The organism is Staphylococcus casei, assembly GCF_030294405.1.
GTDB lineage: Bacteria > Bacillota > Bacilli > Staphylococcales > Staphylococcaceae > Staphylococcus > Staphylococcus succinus.
The window spans coordinates 422,238-443,210 of the sequence record NZ_CP125718.1 but is presented as its reverse complement, the minus strand read 5'-3'; the positions used below and the strand labels follow the sequence as shown (position 1 = coordinate 443,210).

At 33.2% G+C, this 20,973-nt stretch carries 16 protein-coding genes; 4 read left to right on the top strand and 12 right to left on the bottom strand.

Annotated features, from left to right (window positions below; all coding sequences use genetic code 11):
* Window positions 1-276 precede the first annotated feature (276 nt).
* Window positions 277-708, top strand: coding sequence for a CHAP domain-containing protein (locus QMO72_RS01920; RefSeq protein ID WP_103267283.1), 432 nt, complete (start codon window positions 277-279; stop codon window positions 706-708).
* 84 nt (window positions 709-792) lie between these two features.
* Here QMO72_RS01920 and QMO72_RS01915 read toward each other — a convergent pair whose 3' ends face one another.
* The 3 genes from QMO72_RS01915 to QMO72_RS01905 form a co-directional block, all read right to left on the bottom strand.
* Window positions 793-1,770 carry an SMP-30/gluconolactonase/LRE family protein gene (locus tag QMO72_RS01915; protein WP_103267282.1) on the bottom strand — a complete coding sequence of 326 codons (978 nt, stop codon included), beginning with the start codon at window positions 1,768-1,770 and terminating at the stop codon, window positions 793-795.
* A 247-nt stretch (window positions 1,771-2,017) separates the two neighbouring features.
* Complete coding sequence (locus QMO72_RS01910) at window positions 2,018-3,298, bottom strand: hydroxymethylglutaryl-CoA reductase, degradative (protein ID WP_103267281.1); 1,281 nt, start codon at window positions 3,296-3,298, stop codon at window positions 2,018-2,020.
* The gene (locus QMO72_RS01905; protein ID WP_103267280.1) at window positions 3,298-4,452 is read right to left on the bottom strand and encodes a thiolase family protein; all 1,155 of its coding nucleotides are present in this window, start codon (window positions 4,450-4,452) and stop codon (window positions 3,298-3,300) included. The genes QMO72_RS01910 and QMO72_RS01905 overlap by 1 nt, the downstream gene beginning before the upstream one ends.
* A gap of 103 nt (window positions 4,453-4,555) precedes the next feature.
* Here QMO72_RS01905 and QMO72_RS01900 point away from each other — a divergent pair, with 103 nt between their 5' ends.
* Entirely contained in the window at window positions 4,556-5,725 is a 1,170-nt protein-coding gene (locus QMO72_RS01900) for a hydroxymethylglutaryl-CoA synthase (protein ID WP_073505516.1), read from the top strand.
* A 206-nt stretch (window positions 5,726-5,931) separates the two neighbouring features.
* Here QMO72_RS01900 and QMO72_RS01895 read toward each other — a convergent pair whose 3' ends face one another.
* The 8 genes from QMO72_RS01895 to QMO72_RS01860 form a co-directional block, all read right to left on the bottom strand.
* A complete protein-coding gene (locus QMO72_RS01895) occupies window positions 5,932-6,465 on the bottom strand; it encodes a methylated-DNA--[protein]-cysteine S-methyltransferase (RefSeq protein WP_103267279.1) in 534 nt (177 codons plus the stop codon).
* 184 nt (window positions 6,466-6,649) lie between these two features.
* On the bottom strand, window positions 6,650-8,035 hold the full coding sequence (locus tag QMO72_RS01890) for an MFS transporter (protein ID WP_103267278.1): 1,386 nt from the start codon (window positions 8,033-8,035) through the stop codon (window positions 6,650-6,652).
* A 257-nt stretch (window positions 8,036-8,292) separates the two neighbouring features.
* The gene (locus QMO72_RS01885) at window positions 8,293-8,985 is read right to left on the bottom strand and encodes an alpha/beta hydrolase (protein WP_103267277.1); all 693 of its coding nucleotides are present in this window, start codon (window positions 8,983-8,985) and stop codon (window positions 8,293-8,295) included.
* Between the two features lie 43 nt (window positions 8,986-9,028).
* Window positions 9,029-9,493: a hypothetical protein gene (locus QMO72_RS01880; protein WP_103267276.1), complete on the bottom strand. Its 465-nt coding sequence runs from the start codon at window positions 9,491-9,493 to the stop codon at window positions 9,029-9,031.
* 167 nt (window positions 9,494-9,660) lie between these two features.
* Window positions 9,661-10,836, bottom strand: a complete 1,176-nt coding sequence (locus QMO72_RS01875; protein WP_103267275.1) for a M20 family metallopeptidase — start codon at window positions 10,834-10,836, stop codon at window positions 9,661-9,663.
* 92 nt (window positions 10,837-10,928) lie between these two features.
* A complete protein-coding gene (locus QMO72_RS01870) occupies window positions 10,929-12,314 on the bottom strand; it encodes an MFS transporter (RefSeq protein ID WP_103267274.1) in 1,386 nt (461 codons plus the stop codon).
* A gap of 309 nt (window positions 12,315-12,623) precedes the next feature.
* The gene (aryK, locus tag QMO72_RS01865) at window positions 12,624-14,909 is read right to left on the bottom strand and encodes a transcriptional regulator AryK (protein ID WP_103267273.1); all 2,286 of its coding nucleotides are present in this window, start codon (window positions 14,907-14,909) and stop codon (window positions 12,624-12,626) included.
* Window positions 14,910-15,045: 136 nt separating this feature from the next.
* Window positions 15,046-17,232 carry an MMPL family transporter gene (locus tag QMO72_RS01860; protein ID WP_103267272.1) on the bottom strand — a complete coding sequence of 729 codons (2,187 nt, stop codon included), beginning with the start codon at window positions 17,230-17,232 and terminating at the stop codon, window positions 15,046-15,048.
* A 148-nt stretch (window positions 17,233-17,380) separates the two neighbouring features.
* Between QMO72_RS01860 and QMO72_RS01855 the strand changes: the two genes are divergently transcribed.
* Window positions 17,381-17,935: a TetR/AcrR family transcriptional regulator gene (locus tag QMO72_RS01855; RefSeq protein WP_103266373.1), complete on the top strand. Its 555-nt coding sequence runs from the start codon at window positions 17,381-17,383 to the stop codon at window positions 17,933-17,935.
* An 87-nt stretch (window positions 17,936-18,022) separates the two neighbouring features.
* On the opposite strand, the gene pruA is transcribed toward QMO72_RS01855, so the two are convergent.
* Entirely contained in the window at window positions 18,023-19,567 is a 1,545-nt protein-coding gene (pruA, locus tag QMO72_RS01850; RefSeq protein WP_103266374.1) for an L-glutamate gamma-semialdehyde dehydrogenase, read from the bottom strand.
* Window positions 19,568-19,894: 327 nt separating this feature from the next.
* Here pruA and QMO72_RS01845 point away from each other — a divergent pair, with 327 nt between their 5' ends.
* Complete coding sequence (locus tag QMO72_RS01845; RefSeq protein WP_286093227.1) at window positions 19,895-20,965, top strand: acyltransferase family protein; 1,071 nt, start codon at window positions 19,895-19,897, stop codon at window positions 20,963-20,965.
* Window positions 20,966-20,973: the final 8 nt, after the last annotated feature.

Here is a 20,973-nt window from a genome sequence, read left to right as displayed (position 1 = left end):
CCCCTAAGTTATTTACATCATACCTAAAAATGTATGCGCTTTCAATAATGGTTTTTTATCACTATCTATATTTCTGAAAACTACAATGATACATATAAAGAAAGTTGTTAGCATATTCACTCATATGAATTTATTTTTAAATTACCTGTAATGAATTACAAAAATAATACTTATATTTCATTAGTATTAAAATTAGTTGTATTAATTATGTCCAATATTGTATTGAACATAGTTACAAACTATACTTATATTATTAAAAATGTCTGGAGAAAAATTATGAAATTTAAAAGTCGAATTGGTCGTATCTTCATCGCTACTACGCTTTTATTTACTGGTTCTGTCTCGTACCAATCGCTAAACGAGAGTAATGTTACCAAAGCAGCAGTAAATTACTATGCAAAATATAACTGTACTTGGTATGTATTTAAAAAAAGAGCTTCAGTTGGTAAGCCGGTGCCAAATGGTTGGGGAAATGCTAAATATTGGTATAGCAATGCCAAAAAAAGCGGTTACCATGTAGGACGAAAGCCTGCCAAAAAAGCTATTATGCAATCAACTGCCGGTACGTATGGTCACGTCGCATATGTCAGTTATGTTTATAAAAATGGGAGTATTAAAGTTTCCGAATATAATTACAATCGCCCATATGCTTTTGGTACTCGTATACTAAGCAAATCTGCCGCTTCAAACTACCGTTATATCTATTGATTATTGTATTTTCTTAAACAAAGAGGTTGAGACACGCTTATTCAAGCTAATTATGTCTCAACCTCTTTTCTATTGCTCAATCAGCTAAACCTGAAATTGATAACTTTGATGCCCTTTAGCAAAGCCTTTCACTGTAAATAACCAAGATCCGCCGCCCATTTCTATATCATTTGCACATATAATGAGTTGATCCGTCCCTGGAATAAATGCAGGGTGGGTTGATCGCAACATATGGCCACTTTCCCGCCCAGGAATTAGAATTTGTCCTATTGGATAGCCTTTCTTATTAAACACTAATACTCTCCCTTGTCCGTACATAGCCACATATAAATTATCATCGCTATCAATACAACAAGAATCTGGACCTTCATGACCTGTAAAATGATATGGAACAGAAGCACCAAATGGAGCAATCGTCACCCCATCTTCTAATAAGTCAATTCGGTGTAATCGATTCGCATTGGTTTCTGTAACCCATAGTGTTTTTTCATCAGTACTTAAAGCCACACCATTTGCAACAGCAAGGTTTTGTATGACAGGTGTAATCGATTGAAAATCCGGAGATACATAGTACACGCCACCTTTAGGGTTTGTAGAATAACCTCTAAAGTCAGTAAAATAAAAGCCACCTTTACTGTCGAATACTAAATCATCAATACAATATGCCGTATCTATATCAGATATAATATCCTCTTGCTTTTCCCCATTTGAATCTACCGCGAAAATTCCCCCTGTATGGTTAAAATCACCTAGATAACAAACAAACAGCCTTCCATCTTTATGGATCTTTACTGCTGCTGGATTTTGCTTATTAGATTGAAACAGTTTGGTCACCTTTTTCTCTGGCAATGCAACATGAAAAACCGTGCCTCCAAACACTTCGCATAGCTTTAAATGACCTTCTCTATCAAAGCATAATCCTTCAAGTTGCAAACCTTCATCAGAAATCTTTAACCACTGTTCTGCCATCACTGTTTGGAGTTGTGCCTCATGTGATAATATAGGCACAACATTATTTGTATTTTCTTTATATACTAACGCTGGTATCCTGTTATTTTCCATCAATCCTAACCTCCACATATTTAATACACTCATTATATGATAACGTTTTCACCATTAAAAACAATAACTTTATTTCCCAGAAAATAAACCAATAATCATTTTACAAAAAATTCTGCATTTTTTACTAACAATTACAAAGAGACCAGTCAAACAACGCTGATTGGTCTCTAATTAATATATCTGATTTACATAGTTGAAACTCACATCGTTTTGATATCACCATAAAGAATGAAAACGATTATATTGCTTATTTATTGCTTCTTAACGTTTCTAATATTTGTTGTGCTACTGCTGTATTTGCTCTTGGTTGTTGCTTTAGCATATCCGCTACTTGAACGATTTCTTCACCTTCAGCACCTACCACTATGGCTAATGATTTATACTGTAAACTCATATGTCCTTTTTGAATACCTTCAGAGACAAGTGCACGACAAGCTGCAAAATTCTGGGCAAGTCCTACCGCAGCTACCACATGTCCAAGTTCTTGCGCTGATGACACTTTCATTAAATCTAATGAAGCTTTAGCAATCGGTAAGACTTTCGTACCTCCACCCACTGTAGCCAAAGTCATAGGCACTTCAATAGTTCCAACCAGTGTTTGACGTGTTTGATCATAACGCCATGTAGCTAGTCCACGATATTGACCATCTTTACTTGCATATGCGTGCGCACTAGCTTCTGCGCCGCGTGTATCATTCCCAGTGGCTAACACAACTGCATGTATACCATTCATGACACCTTTGTTATGTGTAGCTGCACGATGAATATCCACTTGAGCTAATACAGATGCGCGTTCCATCCGTTTAGCAACTGTTTCTCCATCGTGTCCCCCCTTAGATAATGCCGCAACATCTATTTCACCTTGAACTTTTACTACAGACGCTGTGGCATGATTAGATAAAATACTCATCAGTATATCAATACCATCTAATTCATTTTTCAAATAAGACGTAATACCTTCTAAGATTGTATTTAGCATATTGGCGCCCATAGCATCTTTAGTATCTACAAAAACTTTTAATGATAACATGCCTACATTTGGGAATTTATCAATTTCTATACGACGATATCCGCCGCCTCTTTCAATAATTGAAGGGTAAACTTCATCAGCAATTTTTTTTATTTTAGGTTCAAGATTGTTTATTGTTGTCTCCAGAGCCTCTGTATCCTCTACAGCATCGAATACAATTTGACCAATCATTAAACGTTCACTTGCGACTATTTTAAAGCCGCCCGTTTGATTGACAAGCTTTGCGCCATAACTTGCTGCAGCTACAACTGATGGCTCTTCTACCATCATTGGTACAACATATGCTTTTTCATCAACAATAATCTCTGGCAATAAGCCAACTGGTAGCGTGCCTTGTCCTATTACATTTTCAATCAAACTATTCGCAACTTCTTCAGAAATCAAAGGATTATTAAGTAATATTTCTTTATTTTCATTACTCAGCCATCCTTTTTGTTCTAATTGTTGTAATTTTTCAAAACGTGATAAATGACGGAATGACTTATCTAATACTTCCATCATTTATCACCCTTTTCAACATATAGCGCGATACCTAAACCGCCACCTATACAAGCAGTAGCAATACCTGTTTGCTTATCTTCTTGCGATAATGCATGAATTAATGTAGAAACTATTCGTGTGCCACTAGCGCCAATTGGATGACCCAATGCAATAGCACCACCATATATATTTAACTTGTCATCTGGAATGGCTAAATTATTTTTAACTGGAATGCTTTGTGAAGCAAAGGCTTCAGTCATTTCAACAATATCTATATCTGTCATTGTTTTATTTGTTTTATCTAACAATTGTGTAACCGCTTGGTAAGGCGCATAACCCATATATTCAGGGTCACAACCAATTTCAGCGTGGTCGCCTAAGTATGCTAAAATTTCATAGCCTTCTTGTTTTGCATATGTAGCATCCATCAAAATAACTGTTGAAGCTCCATCATTAATACTAGACGCGTTCCCACCTGTAACAGTGCCATCTTCTTTAAAGATTGTTTTCAATGTTGCTAACTTATCTACACTGCTTGTACCACGAATACCTTCATCTGTTGTCATCAATTCTCCATTTACATCTTCTAGGGGAACCATTTCGTTATCAAACTTACCTGCTTCAGTAGCTTTGTGCGCTTTAAGGTGTGAGTCGTTCGCAAATTGGTCTTGTTGTTCACGTGTCACATTATATGTCTCTGCTATTGTTTCTGCAGTAATCCCCATTGGTACATTTAAAAATGCATCTGTTAATCCATCATGCATGAAGCTTTGAACAGGTGCCGCATCTTCTTTTAGAATTAGTTTGGGTGCATTTGTCATGCTTTCAACGCCACCAACTGCAACTACTTTAGCTTCCCCTAATTGAATCAACTGTTTACCAAGAATAATAGATTTCAATCCAGAACCACATACTTCATTGATTGTCATTGCAGGTGCTGTATTGGGTATACCAGCATGAATACCTATTTGACGTGCAGGATTTTGTCCGCTTCCACTTTGTAGTACATTCCCATAAATGACTTGGTCTACTACTTGTGGATCAAGATGGATTGCTTTCATCGCTGCTTCTAAAGTCTTTGTACCAAGTTCTACTGCAGAATAATTACTTAACTTCCCTTTATATCTTCCTATTGGTGTGCGCTTAGCACTTACTATCGCTATATTATTCATTATGCATTCTCCTTTATCACTCTTTTAAATTATTGTATTTTATCAGCTCGTTTTGGTATGATACAATTGCTTATTTATAAACAGAAAGGTGTCGATACGCTTTATGACAGTTGGTATTGATCAAATTAATTTTTATGTTCCAAGATTTTATGTAGATATGGCTAAACTTGCGGAAGCACGCCAAGTTGATCCAAATAAATTTTTACTCGGGATTGGGCAAACAGAAATGTCTGTAAGTCCAATGAGTCAAGATATCGTATCAATGGGTGCTAATGCGGCCAAAGAAATTGTTACTGATGAAGATAAGAAACAAATCACTATGGTTATCGTAGCAACAGAATCAGCAATAGATTCTGCTAAAGCTTCAGCAGTCCAAATACATAACTTGCTAGGTATTCAACCCTTCGCTCGTTGTATTGAAATGAAAGAAGCGTGTTATGCTGCTACACCTGCAATCCAGTTAGCTAAAGATTATTTAGCGCAACGCCCTGACGAAAAAGTATTAGTTATCGCTAGTGATACTGCACGTTATGGCATAAACTCTGGTGGCGAACCTACACAAGGTGCAGGCGCTGTTGCTATGATAATATCACAAAACCCACGTATACTTGAACTAAACGATGATGCTGTTGCTTTCACTGAAGATGTTTATGATTTCTGGCGTCCTAGTGGTCAACCTTATCCTTTAGTAGATGGTGCCTTATCAAAAGATGCTTATATTCATTCATTCCAAGAAAGTTGGCAAGAATATGCTCGACGTCATAATAAATCATTAGATGATTTTGCGTCTTTATGCTTCCATGTTCCATTTACTAAAATGGGTAAAAAAGCACTTGATTCAATCTTAACAGATGATGTAGATGAACAAACAAAAGAACGTTTAACAACTGGATATGACGCTGCTACGTACTATAATCGTTATGTGGGTAATATCTATACAGGTTCTCTTTATTTAAGTTTAATTTCTTTATTAGAAACACATAAACTTTCAGCTGGTGATAACATTGGGTTATTTAGTTATGGTTCTGGTTCTGTCGGTGAATTCTTTAGTGGTAAACTTGTTGAAGGTTATCAAGAAGCACTTGATATTCAAGGCCATAAAGATTTACTAAATAATCGTACTGAAATTTCAGTTGAAGCATATGAATCATTCTTCAATCGTTTTGATGCATTAGAATTCGATCATGAAACTGAGTTAGATAATGAACAAAATACGATCTTCTATCTCGAAAGTATTAATGATCATATCCGTAATTATAATACCTTAAATTAATTCTTAAATCACTTAATCGTATCTCGTTTAATTGCAAGTTTTTAAATTTTATTGTTATTTAATTATACTATTCCATCAAATATATAACCCCTAGTAATATGCACACCTTTCAAAGTGCTTTACTAGGGGTATTTTTATATTTAAGTCATATATTGCAATATTATTTTTGAATCATATTTATGAACAATTGAAATACCAGTATTTCCTTAAGGTTTGGTGCTATGTTTCGGTTTATAATAAGCATTCATATCCATTTGTTCTAATTTAAGTAGTTCAATTTTAGTATCAATACCACCGCCATAACCTGTTAAATTGCCATCTTTTCCGACAACTCTATGACAAGGAATCATTATTGATATTGGATTATTTCCTACTGCACCACCAACTGCTTGCGCCGACATTGCTTTTTTTCCTCTCTTTTGTGCCATTTGCTTGGCAATTTCACCGTAAGTGATTGTTTTGCCATAAGGTATATCTAACAGAATCTCCCAAACTTGTTTCCGAAACTCTGTACCCTCAGCTTTTAAAGGAAAATCAATAACTGGATTATTTCCTAAGAAATAATCATCTAACCAAGCTACTGCTTTATTAAAAATAATTAACTCTGCCTCAAATAATTTTTCATTAAACTTTAATTCAAAATCTTCATGATTAGGTAACCATAATCCTGTAATACTTTTACCATCAGATGTCATAGCAAGTTGACCTATTGGAGATTCATAGTATTTCTTATAATGCATCATAACTCCCCCTTTTATATCGATATTCATTATTTTTATCATAATTCTTTCACACTTTTAAGTAAACCCACAGAACGATATAAAGATTTAAATGACGATACACAACCTATAATAAAACCGCTTATCGTATTGCAACACGATAAGAACCCTTGCGAACTTCTCACACGCAAGGGCACACTATTTTTTAACGGTTTATTTTTCGGGTTGGAAGCACAAATACACTTGTACATATTGCACCGATAATAAGACATGCACCAACTACAAAGCTAATTCCTGCAGCAGTATTTAAATGATATCCATTTTGGATCATACCTGTATAGATAGAAGTCATAATGGCAATACCAAATGCACCACCTAATGTAGATCCCATTTTAAAAATGCCCGATGCGACACCAACTTTCTCAGAGGGCGTCGTAGATACTGCTGTACTTAGTGCAGGAGTGGCAAATAATCCTGTACCTCCTCCAAAGAAAATTGCAGCAATCAAAGCTACAATTATATATACTGAATCATTCAAGAACGTAAAACTGAATAATAAAACCCCTAAAGCCGTAAATATTGGCCCAATTATCATGGCGCGTTTGGCTCCAAATCTTTTTATACTTTTTTCACCCAATCGTATAATAAGCAATAAAGCAATTAAATAAGGTAACGTCAGTAACCCAGCTTGAAAAGAACTAAGCTTTAATCCACCTTGTAAATATATATTTAATAACGCAATCACGCCTACGCCAGTATTCAATAAAAAATTGGCACATACCGCTCCAATATAAGGTTTGTTCTTAAAAAGCTTTAAATCAATAAATGGTAACGTCTTATCACGCTCGACCTTAAAGAATAAATATATACAGATTAAAAAGACCACTGCTAAAATAACTATTGGAACACTTAACCATCCGATTTTATATCCTTGAGTAATGACAAAACTAATACTTGCAATCATCACTACAAATATGATTAGCCCCACATAATCAAAATCACTTCGCTCAGCCTTAACTTGTTTAGTCTCAGGTAATTTTTTCAGCAATAACAATGCAACAACTGTTACTAGTATAGAAAGGATAAATATGGCTTGCCAAGATATAAATGTTGCCATAGCACCAGCAAAGAATGAAGCTAACCCTGTGCCCCCAAATGCGCCGATAGACCAAAAACTCAAAGCGCTCTGTCTTTTATCTCCTTCGAAAAGCGTGTTCACAATTGAAATCGTAGCTGGCATAATAATAGCAGCAGAAAGTCCCTGAAGCACTCGTCCTAACAAAAGTAATACAACATTCCCTGAAATAATAAGCAGAAGTGATCCAATCATACTTAACACTAAAGCAATACGCGTCATTCTAACTTGACCAAATTTATCCGAAAGATTACCCGCTACAACCATAAATACACCTGTAACAAACGACGTTAAACTTACAGAAATATTTACGATATCAGGCGTAGTACCATATGTAGATTGTACCTTAGGACCAATATTTAAAAATGTTTGTGCAAATAACCAATAAGTCAAAATCGCTAACACAATTCCCAACAACAGCTTACTACCAGAAAATTGATTTTCATCTTTTGTCATATAAGCATCCCCTATATTATCCCAAAATATAAGTAGCATTTAATATGGAAAGACCATTTCAGTCTGCTGAATCAATTAATTAAAGCATACATATAAATAAAGCATAAATAACATTAAACACATAATTGATTCTTATATTCATACTACTTGTGTTAAATATTATCACGCTTTGGACATAGGTGATACGAATCCACTAATAAGTTTTAGAATTTTCAGACAACGTTGTCTACTAGGCTCTCAGGCTTATATTTTATATACTAGAATAACTTTTGAACTGCTCGCTTAAAATATTTTTTGAATATAGTTTTTCGATGTAGCCCTTTTCTATTAATTATAAATTGGAACGTAGTTTGTTCTAAATATAACAATTCATCCAATATATCGACACCACGTTCTGTATCAAGGAACATGTTTTGGGTTAACTGCGTACTATGTGCCCCTTCAAGCGCCCCCACATACCAATATATATGTTTTTCTGTATCAATACTTTCTTGTTTTCTCATAAAATTTATAAAATTGGGATACCAAACTGAAGGCGAAATTAATATATAAGTACCAAATACATTTGTTTTTTTAAATAGTGTATATAGCGAAACCAATCCACCAAACGAAGCTCCAGCGATTGCAATATCAGAATGATATTGTGATATATTGAAGCATTTTTTTAAATACGGTAATAATTCATCAGTCATCCAAGACACATAGCGCTCGGCTTCTCCCTCGTATTTTATATTATGAACTACCGCTTCCCAAGGCGTATATTCTTTTATTCTTTCGTTTGGTACAATCCCAACAAATATGACCTCTTTTTCAATATCTTTAAATAAAAAATCTCCGTCTTGAACTACAATGAGTGGATAGGACTTTGAATCTTGCTTAAAATAACTTTTAGGTAATTTCACTTTAATATCGTGATCTTGATATCGAAGGTTAAGCGTTCTAATACGCATAGTATTCACCTCTTTTTCACTTCAAGATAAAAATCAATCACTATTACATAAAATTATATAACTCGATTTGATTATCTTTGGCATATTCTAAAGCTAAAATTTCTAAAATATTAATCATTGCTGGATTCTCTTTAATTTTAATATATTGAAATTTTAAATTTTGTTCTTCAGCATTAATATTTTTCAATTCTGATTCATCAAGATTGTGTTGGGCAACATAAGCTTTTCTAAATCTGGCAGTACCTGCATCTGAACGTAAATTAAATTGTGACAGTTTACTTTCCAAATCTTTTTGAGTGAGTTTGTATCCTGTCATAAATCCCCCAGCTTGCCCAACAAATATTGGTTTTTTGCTTTTGAAAATTACAAATATTCCCTTTTGTTCTTGAACTTGACTTCTACTTGCTTTATCAAATGTTAAAGCGCTTGATTTATCATACTTAAAAAGTTTTTTTAAAGGTTTCTTATATGCTTCTAAGAGTCCCGCTAATTTCTTATCTCCATTCATAATTCATCATCCTTTTTCAATTTTCGAATTATATAATATATACACTATATGGCGTGATAATAAACTATAAACTTCAAATTTCAATTACATCATATCCTTTATTTTATAAAAAACAAAGGTTTCGACCATCTGATTGAGGTCAAAACCTTTAACTTTAATTACGCTCATTATTTCAAATAGTTTAAAACACTAATCCCTACTGCCTCAGCAGCCACGCGTAATGATTTTTCACTAATATTAAATTTCGGATGATGGTGAGGATAGATGTCACCGTTCTCTGGTGCAGCTCCAGCATATATAAACGAGCTTGGCATCGCTTTGGCATAATAGGCAAAGTCCTCAGATGGTGGTTGAGCTTCACACTCTTCAACATTTTGAAGGGCATCTGTCTTCGTATTTTTCAATGACTCAACTACAAATCGAGTGAATTGTGGATCATTATACAATGCCGGATAATCATCTTGATAATCTAACTCGCAAGTCACACCAAACATGGCTTCCAATCCTTCCGATAGACGCTGTACCTCTTTTTTAATTGTATGTTTCGTTTCATCTGTTAGAGCACGTACATCTCCTTCTATTTCAATACTATCTTTAATAACGTTAAATTGTCCTTTACCATCGAAAGATCCAATGGTCACTACGCCTGTCTCAAATGGATTTAATCTTCTAGATACAATTGTTTGAAGCGCTGTAACAAAGTGAGCTCCAGCGACAATTGTATCATTTGCTGCATGTGGAGATGAACCATGCCCACCTTGTCCAATGACTTTGAGTTTAAAGAAATCCCTTCCTGTTTGTACGTTACCTTCACGATAGTATATATTACCTGCTGTCATATTACTCATCACATGCAAACCTAATACATGATCAACACCATCTAACACACCATCTTTAATCATACCTTGTGCGCCACCTGGAGGCACTTCTTCAGCAGGTTGATGGATAACGATTACCTTGCCATTAAATTGATCTTTCATTTCAATTAGCGTTTCAGCAAGAATAAGCATATAAGCAGTATGTGCATCGTGACCACATGCATGCATGACGCCTTTGTGCTTGGATGCGAAGTCTAAACCTGTCGCCTCTTCTATCGGTAAGGCATCAAAGTCTGCACGTATTGCCAGTGTTTTCCCTGGATTTCCACTATCAATTGTTACCTTCACACCATTCGGTCCCACATTGGTTTCTACTTTACACTCTTTATCTTTATAGAAATCAGCAATATACTTGGGTGTCTCTTTTTCTTGAAACGATAATTCGGGATATTGATGTAAATATCGTCTTATTTCTATCATGCGTTGCTCTTTACATTTTAACTTTTCAATTAATTGATCCATCATAACCGTTCACTCCTATAATGAAATTCATATTTTTTATTCGTTAGGCTGTGTAAATAACATGATACGCCAGATTGATATACATTGATGTACTCTTATTTTCTTATTGAGGGTACGGTAAAGCAAATAATAAGTAATGACAGCAATGCCATTAAGACATTAAGCCACAAACCAACACAAGCACCTATTTGTACGTTCGTAGCATTTGCTACAATTCCAAACAGGGCACCAGATAATGCTATACCAAATGCACCACCTAATGATGAAGCCATCTTATAAATACCAGAGGCAACACCTACTTTATCTTCAGGAGAATTTGAAATTGCCATATCTGTTGATGGCGTAGCATAAAATCCTAGCCCTAAACCATAAAGTAAGTAACCAACAATACAAACCACTACATAAATCATGCTTGGTAAAAATGTTAATGAAATTAATATGATTCCCATCATGTTGAAAAATGTACCAAGGAGCATTGGTTTTTTCGCTCCAACTTTTTGCAATACTTTTTCTCCTACGCGTATCATAAGTAATACAGTGACCAAATATGTAATAGATAACAATCCAGTTTGAAATGCATTAAATCCTAAACCTTGTTGTACAAATGTATTAGCTACTAAAAGTGCACCAGCAACACCATTTAATAGAAAATTAGACAGCGTTGCACCCGTATATGCTTTATTACTAAATAATTTAAAGTCTATCAAAGGATTTTTGATACTATTTTCAATTCTAATAAAGATAACTGTTGAAATAATGAATACTACGATTAAACCTAAAATAAGTGGTGACATTAGACCAAACGCTGCACTTTTTGTAATGATGACATTAATACTTAACATCATCACAACAAATAATATTAAACCTATAAAATCAAAGCGTGCTTTTATATTACTTTGTGATTTAGTCTCAGGTGTTCCCTTTATTAACATCATTGCTACAAGTGCAACGATTATAGACAATATAAAAATCCAACGCCAGCCAATAAAGGTTGAAACCATACCCCCAAATAATGATGCTAATCCTGAACCACCCCACGAACCAATGGACCAATAACTTAAAGCACGTTGCCGCTCTTTGCCTTCATAATAAGTCTTCATAATTGCTAAAGTAGAGGGCATTATAGCTGCTGCAGATAATCCTTGTATAACTCTTCCTAATATTAATAAAACGGGTAAATTCGTAATTATAATTAACAATGAACCTATAATACTTAACCATAATCCTATATACGTAATTTTGACGCGCCCTACTTTATCTGCCAAACTTCCGGCGCCTACGACAAACATCCCTGAGAATAATGCTGTAATACTCACTGCAATACTCACTGTACCAATATCACTACTAAATGATTGTTGTAGCATTGGAACGACATTTAATAATGATTGCGCAAATAACCAAAATGTAACTACGCCTAGTACAATACCTAAAATAAGCTTGTTATCACCTTGATATTTCTGTACATTTCCCACTTGAGTCATTCACTCGTCCTCCTATTTAATTTTGAAAATGACATATTGAAAGTTCAAAAACGCATGATTAACAACTCCATGATTTTTATTAATTTTAATAGAAATCGTGTTTTTGATACCTTTCTAGAAGTGATTTTAACGTGCAGTCTTTTTTTTAGATATATAATGTTTGTTGTTTTAGTAGTTTATTTGTAGCTATTTCTTTTCGTTTAATACTTATGACAAAAATAGATATATTATTTTTGTCTTATCGTCATATAAAAAATAGACTAATCGAAAATAGCAGTTCGTGTATTTTTCGGTTAGTCTTTAATATGGTTATGCTTTAATATATCTTCTAAATTCTATAATTTGAATTGCATTCGTCAGCAATTTCAAATGATAAGTCAATACGCCTTTAACTTCTACCTCACTAATGTCTAGTTTAGGATAGGATATTCTATTTACATAATCTATAGTCTCCTCATCCATACCGTATTGCGTATTATATTGTTGCCATACCTTATATAAAGCCCCATGATTTTTATCTAATGTTAAATGTTTCACTTTATATGTGCCTCGTTTGGCGTGTGTAATATTAATTTGGTACTCTTTATGATTTAAGTTGCCTGTATAATCATTAAGTGTGAAATGAGGATTATAGTGTTCTGCATCCCATACAACAATTTGAAAATGATGATAATCACCTAATACCATACAATTATCATTCATGTATAAAATACACCTAAATAATTTTTTGAAAAACATACTTGTAAAAAATGCAGGTCTTTTACCATCAAATTGGTGATATAAGTCTATACCACTTAATTGCGTCGAAGTATTTTTATGATTAAATCGCTGATGTATATCATAGTTTAACCAATAACCGACTGTGTCTATGCGATTATTTATTTCAATGAGTTGTTCAAAAATGATGCCTGCTCTGAAATATTCACCATTGGTTAAATTTGTGTCGCCTGTTAATGTATTCCAGTTTAGCAATATACAAGGTATATCTTGTGTATCAACCTCTAATAACTTCATCATTTTATTTACTTGCAATGTAATATGATTCTTAGCAATATCATATTGTTGACTTTCTAAAGAATTAAAATTAATCATATCATTTTGATTTGCACAAAATGCGACACGATCGATGTGATATACGTCTGAATTTAAAATATCTTTCGCTTTTAACGTTTCTATTGGGTCATCTATATTGACGTTTAATACGATGGTTACCTTATCAAAATAACGTTTAAATAGCGTACACATTTTTTGAAATAGATGGCAATCCACAACTTTCATATAAATAATAATGTGTAACACGTTATTATTTATTACTGTATTATGCATATGCTCTAACAAATATGATACTTCTTTATAATAATTAATAAATTGCTCGTTGCCTTTCGGTGGTTCAACTTCTATTCCCAAACCAATTTGATGTGCCAATAAAAAGTTTAAGCATTCATCTATTTTCATGTATGGATGTGTATTAGGTATCAATTCATCACTTTCAATCCGGTCATTGATAATTTTCCCAACTCTAATAGGATCTTTAATTAAAATATGGTCCAATCCTAAACATGCTTTGACTTCTAGTAATTGTGTTCTAAACCTTTGGACAAGCAATGCTTCTAAATCTCCTATTTGTATCACATGATTGTAATGGTTTAAATATTTATTGGCGTCACTTAATGAGACATCCCATACTTTTTGGGCTTCTGGAGACTGTACTATTTTTTTAATATTTTGATTTACAAACATTGATAAGTAATACAAATAATGTTGATATGTCGTTTCTTTATTCCCATCTTCTAACAGTTCAATCTTATTCAACTTTTGATATTTTTTCCTAAATACCGTAGGAGTCATATGCATATCTTCTTTAAAATATTTGATTAACATATTTGAGTTAGTAAAACCATTTTTAAAAGCAATTTGCGTTATGGTGTCATTGGTATGAATTAAATCTGTTTTACAGTGCTCTAGCCTCACTTGATTAACATACTGATTAATACCCATGCCCATATGACGAGTGAAGTGTCTGGATAAATACGCATTGCTCAGACCAACCATTTTAGCTATTTCACTTAACGTAATGGATTCTGTATAGTGATTGTCTATATAATTACAAATCGATTCTAATCTATAATCTTTTGTACTATTATACACGCCTTCATTTTGTCTGGTAGGTAGGTATCTCACGATTATAAATAGTAAGTCTATTAACTGTTGTTCAATATACAATCTGTAAAATTGTCCTTTTCTAATATAAACAACACCTACCATTGCTACGGCATTAATGATTTGCTGATATATAACATCTTGTAATATATGCTTCTTCAAAATAATTTTTTTATCAGTAAAGTTATTCATATACTGTTTCAAATAATCCATAGATAGGTGCAGCGACATATAAAGTGTGTCTTTATTCTCAATCATACGAAACGGTTCTCTGTGATTAATAATAAAAACATCTCCTTGTTGATACACTTTAACACTTTTATGTATCAATACTTTCATAGTGCTGTTTAATACAAGTACAATACGAATACCTTCATTCATCCTTGTATCATTTCCAAACTGTTCATTAAATTCTATCTCATAAATATTTTTCATAGTCCACCTCTTTTCAATTTCTAATTTAAATTTAAACGCATTGTTATTCCATAATTTTTTGATTTTGTTGATTTTTAGACAAAAAAAGTCTGCCAAAACAAATTGGCAGACTTCTAATATATAGTTGAACTTTTTCTTATTTTTTCTTATTTGTGTTTTGAGATTTTGACGTCATGTCTTTTTGTAAAGCATGCCCTTCAATATCAATATGTGGCACAATTTTACTTAACCAAGCTGGCATATACCATGATGCTTTACCAAATAATTTAGTAAGTGATGGTATTAATAATAAGCGCACGACAAATGCGTCAAATAATACACCAAAACCTAATGCAATACCCATTGATTTAATCATAACATCTTCTTGGAAAACGAATGCAATAAACACACTGAACATAATCAATGCAGCTGCAACAACGACAGGACCACTTTCTTTAATGCCTACTTTAATAGAGTAGTCATTATCACGTGTTTTACTATATTCTTCATGAATACGAGACATTAAGAACACTTCGTAATCCATAGCAAGCCCAAATAGTAAACCGATTGTAATTACCGGTAAGAATGCAAGCAGTGGACCTGTTGTATCAATACCAAACAATCCAGACATAAATCCTTCTTGCATGATTAACGTTGTAAAACCAAGTGTAGCTGCGAGTGATAGCACAAACCCAAGTACAGCTTTTAATGGAATAATGATAGAACGGAATACTACCATTAATAGAATAAATGCTAACGCAACAATTACACCAGCAAACAATGGAATAGCTTCATTTAGTTTTTGAGACATATCTATATTAATTACACTCTGACCTGATACTTCTGTTTTGAAGTCATAATCGTCTTGAGCTTTATTATTGTAGTCTCTCAAATCATGAACGAGATTCTCAGTTGATTTGGCATTTGGCCCATGTTCAGGAATAACCACGACTAATGCATAATCTTTATCCTTACTAAGTTGTGGGGGTGTAACCATATCGACATGATCTTTATTGTTAATATCTTTACTCATATCTTGTAAATCTTTTTGTAATTCTTGAGGGTTATCCTTTTTATCTTTTACATTTACAAGCATTGCGATTTGACCATTGTAACCTTCGCCAAACTTATCAGAAATAATATCATATGCTTTTTTCTGAGTAGAATCTGCTGTTTTCATACCATCATCTGGTATACCTAAACGCATATCTTTAACTGGAATAGCTACTAGAACTAAGATGATTAAACCAATAAGTACAGCTGCTAACGGTTTACCTACTACAAATTTAGACCAAGCTGTATCAACATCACCTTTGAATTCTGATTTCGTACGTTTGGGCTTAATTTGTTTATGGAAAATACTAATCAATGCAGGTAATAAAGTGAGTGCACTAATAACTGCTACAAGCACACTTATCGCAGAAGCAAATCCCATGACTGCTAAGAAATCTATACCTACAAGGGAAAGACCGCAAACAGCAATAATGACTGTGACACCAGCAAATATAACCGCACTACCTGCCGTACCTACAGCTAAACCTACTGCTTTAACATGATCCGGTTCGGTCTTCACAATTTTTCTATATCTAAACAATATAAATAGCGCATAATCTATACCTACTGCCAATCCAATCATCACAGACAGCGTTAATGTCACATTTGGAATATCAAATATATATGTCAGTAATGAAATAATACCTACGCCAGTACCTAAACCAAGTAATGCACTTATAATTGGCATACCTGCCGCAATTACTGATCCGAATGTAAGTAAAAGTACGACAAACGCTACAATAATACCTATGAGTTCAGATGAACCACCTATCTCTGTAGATTCCATGCCTGTTCCCATCAATTCAACTTGCACATTGTGATCTTTTTCTAATTGATCAACTGCGTCTTTAACATTATCTTTAGATTTATCTGTTAAAGACGTCGCTGACACATCATAGTTTACATCAGTAAATGCTGTAGTTTTATCTTTACTAATTTGCTTGTTATCATACGGATCTGAAACGTCTTTAATATCTTTATCGTCATCTTTGATATCTTTTAACGTATCTTTAACATCTTTCATCATATCTTGTTTAACGATGCCATTGTCAGCATCACTTTTCATGACTATTCTAATTTGGGCCTTTTCACTATCTTGTCCAAATTCATCTTCGATTTTTTTATTAGTATCTAGTGATTCTAAACCATTCATTTTAATATCATTATCGAATTTAGGTGCGTTCATCGATAACGGTGTAATGATTGCTGCCAATAATACAACCCAAACAACAATACTCCACCATTTGTGTTTTGCAACCAACGATCCTAATTTATATAAAAACTTTGCCAAACTATTGCCTCCTTATTTAATCAACGTTATAGTTTAAATGTAATGTGTAGATTATCTATAATATCATATTAACCATGCTCCCCCTAATATATAAAGAATTAAATATACTAAAATGTATATTTAAACTACAAATAAGGAGAAATGTAGAATGAATGAAAATGATTTACGCGTCATTAAAACAAAACGTGCACTTTCTCAAAGTTTTTACAAGCTACTTGAAAACAAACTCTTTTCTACAATAACAGTCAATCAAATTTGTGATGATGCCTTGATTCATCGAACAACTTTTTATAAACACTTCTATGATAAATATGATTTATTAATTTATCTTATTACCGATTTAACGAAAGACTTCTTCTCTAGTAATTTCAAAGAACGTATTAACAATCCTTTTACTACTATAGAAAATACTATGAATAATCTCGATGAATTGAAACGTATTGCAGATAAGCAAAAAGAAGATCAAGCATTCGAACGTACCATTGCTAATCATTTTATACGTATTTTACAAACAGATATCAAAGAAAATGAACATAGAATTACAATAGACTCAAGTGTACCAACAGAACTGATACTTTATGTGTATGGTGCAAGTCTCTTTGGTTTTATGGAATGGATCAGAGACCATTGTATAAATCTTCCTGTAAAGGAAATTGACAAACTATTTCATAAAATGATTAATATTCGTGTCAAAGATGAATAAACACTTTTCTAATTAATATCGAAAAACTAAAAAGAGACGAGTGAAAATATATCATCTCCACTCGTCTCTTTTTATTCCATATAAAGATTAGAACATTTCTGAAACTACTTTTTGTTCTAAGAAATTTAATAAGTAGTCTGGACTACCTGTTTTAGCATCCGTACCTGACATTTTGAAACCACCGAATGGGTGATAACCAACGACTGCCGCAGTACAACCACGATTAAGATATAAATTACCTACATCGTATTCTTCTACAGCTTGAATCCAATTTTCACGATTATTAGTAATAACTGCGCCTGTTAAACCATAATCTGTATCGTTAGCAATGTCTAATAATTCTTCAAAATCTTTACCTTTCACAAATCCAACAACTGGTCCGAAAATTTCTTCTTGCATGATTCGGTCACTTGATTTAAGTCCTGAAATAATCGTAGGTTCTATAAAGTAACCTGTTGAATCATCAGTGCCGCCACCTTGCTCTAAGTTGCCTTCTTTACTACCAATTTCGATATAATTTTTAATTTTATCGAATTGCTTTTGATTAATAACTGGTCCCATATGCGTATTATTCTCAGTATTACCTAACGTGAGCGCTTTAGTTAGTTTAACTGACTTTTCTAACACTTCATCGTACACATCTTGATGTACAATCGCACGTGAACATGCAGAACATTTTTGCCCTGAGAACCCAAATGCTGAAGTGACAATAGCTTCTGCTGCCAAGTCAGTATCAATTTCTTTATCGACGATAATCGCATCTTTACCGCCCATTTCAGCTATTACACGTTTCAAGAATTGTTGTCCTTCTTGAACTTTTGCAGATCTTTCAAAAATACGCGTGCCAGTTGCACGTGAACCTGTGAAAGTTACAAAATGCGTGTGAACACTATCTACAAGGTAGTCACCAATTTCTTTTGGATCACCAGGTACAAAGTTAACAACACCTTTTGGTAAGCCAGCTTCTTCTAAGATTTCCATTAATACATAAGCAGTTAATGGGGTATCTTCAGCCGGTTTTAATAACACTGTATTTCCTGCAACAACTGGCGCTAAAGTTGTACCAGCCATAATTGCGAATGGGAAATTCCATGGTGGAATCGTTACACCAGTACCAATTGGTTTATAGAAGTATTTATTATGTTCGCCTTCTCTATCTAAAACTGGTTTACCATCTGCTAATTCCATCATTGATCTTGCATAATATTCTATAAAATCAATACCTTCAGCAGCATCACCTACAGCTTCATCCCATGGTTTACCCGCTTCATATACCATGATTGCTGAGATTTCTTCTTTACGACGTCTAATAATTGCTGAAACTCTTAATAAGAATTCCGCACGGTCTTTATGAGACCATTTCTTCCATGATTTATAAGCTTCATCAGCCGCTTTAAATGCATCGTCCACATCTTTTTGAGTTGCTTTTGAAACTTCTGCAATAACTTCAGTAGTATTAGCAGGATTGATAGACTGATAAGTGTCTTGTGTGAATTTTTCTTCTCCATTAATAACTAAAGGAATTTTTCTATTCAATTCACCTTTAACTTTTTTTAATACCTCTTTGAATGATTCGACATTTTGACTATTTGAAAAGTCTATGCCTGGTTCGTTGTGATAATTAACTACCATTTTTCTACCCCCATGTAAGTTTGTAAATAGAAAACTGAAATGGATACGCTCCATTCTTTTTTCATTGTATATGTATCGCACAATAAATGCAATCGCTTTCAGTTAATTTTCTGAAAACAGATATTTTTCTGTCTAATTAGCTTTATAAATTAATTACTGATATTATATAAAAATATATTCATATGTATTATACCCATTTTTTATTATGGTAATTTAATTATTTGTAATCTTATTTTTACATTTAATTTAACTTTCATATGTTAAATTGAAATTTACCTATAAATATCATTTCTATAATTTATATATAGATGAAAGGAAAAGTTATTCATGAAGACCTACACGTCTGTTATATTTTGGATGCGTACAATCGCTTGTTTAAGTATTGTACTCATTCACTCAATAACGACCACTTTTTCCAAGATGGATTATGTTGGCCATGGGACACTGATTAGAATCATTCAGTTATTACTAATGTTCAGTACCCCACTATTTGTATTTATTTCGGAATTTTTACTAGCTAAAAGTTATCATGTCAAAACCAAGCCCGGTTTTTTTAAAGACAAATTAATTTATTTAGGTATCCCCTATATATTGATTAACTTGGGTATATCATTTTTTTATTTTAAACCTAAAAACTTTAATGAGTTTGTTCAATATGTTGGGGATACAATGTTTCACGGTGGTGCAATCACTTATTTTATTGTGATCATTTTCCAATTTTACATATTACATTTCTTCTTTGCTAAATATATTGTTAAATGGAAACCGATACCAGTTATTGTTGGGTCAATATTATTCACCACTTTGTACTGGGCTTTTAGGGAGTTTGTACCCCCATCACCTCATCCCGTATTAGGACTTTTTTGGGAAAGAGAAGGCTGGATGCTTTGCTTTGGTTGGATTAGTTATTTCTTACTTGGATTTTATACTGGTGTTTATTATGAGACATTGATGCGCAATATCCAAAAATATACTTGGCACATTATATTAGGCACCTTAGTGTCTATGGTGATACTAATTTGTAACTTTGTATTTGGTATTAGTACATGGGTCGAATCAAAGCGCTTCGACATTCCATTTTATGTCACAATGGTTATTTTATTATTTTTCTTATTTTCATCCTATGTCAAATATGTACCGAAATTTATTCTTTTCATTAGTAACTATTCATTCTGTATCTATTTAATACACTACTTCTTTGTCCATAACTTAGGTTTACTAAGAGCCGACAGTTCACTTAGAAATATTGCTTTCAATTTTATTATCACCATAACGATATCGATTTGCTTAGCCTATTTATTTAATTTATTTAAATTCGGCAAATTCATTGTTGGTGGTATTGGGCATGTAAAATATGAAACAGTATATGAAAGTTATAAAAACGGTAAAATGGATTAACTTATAAA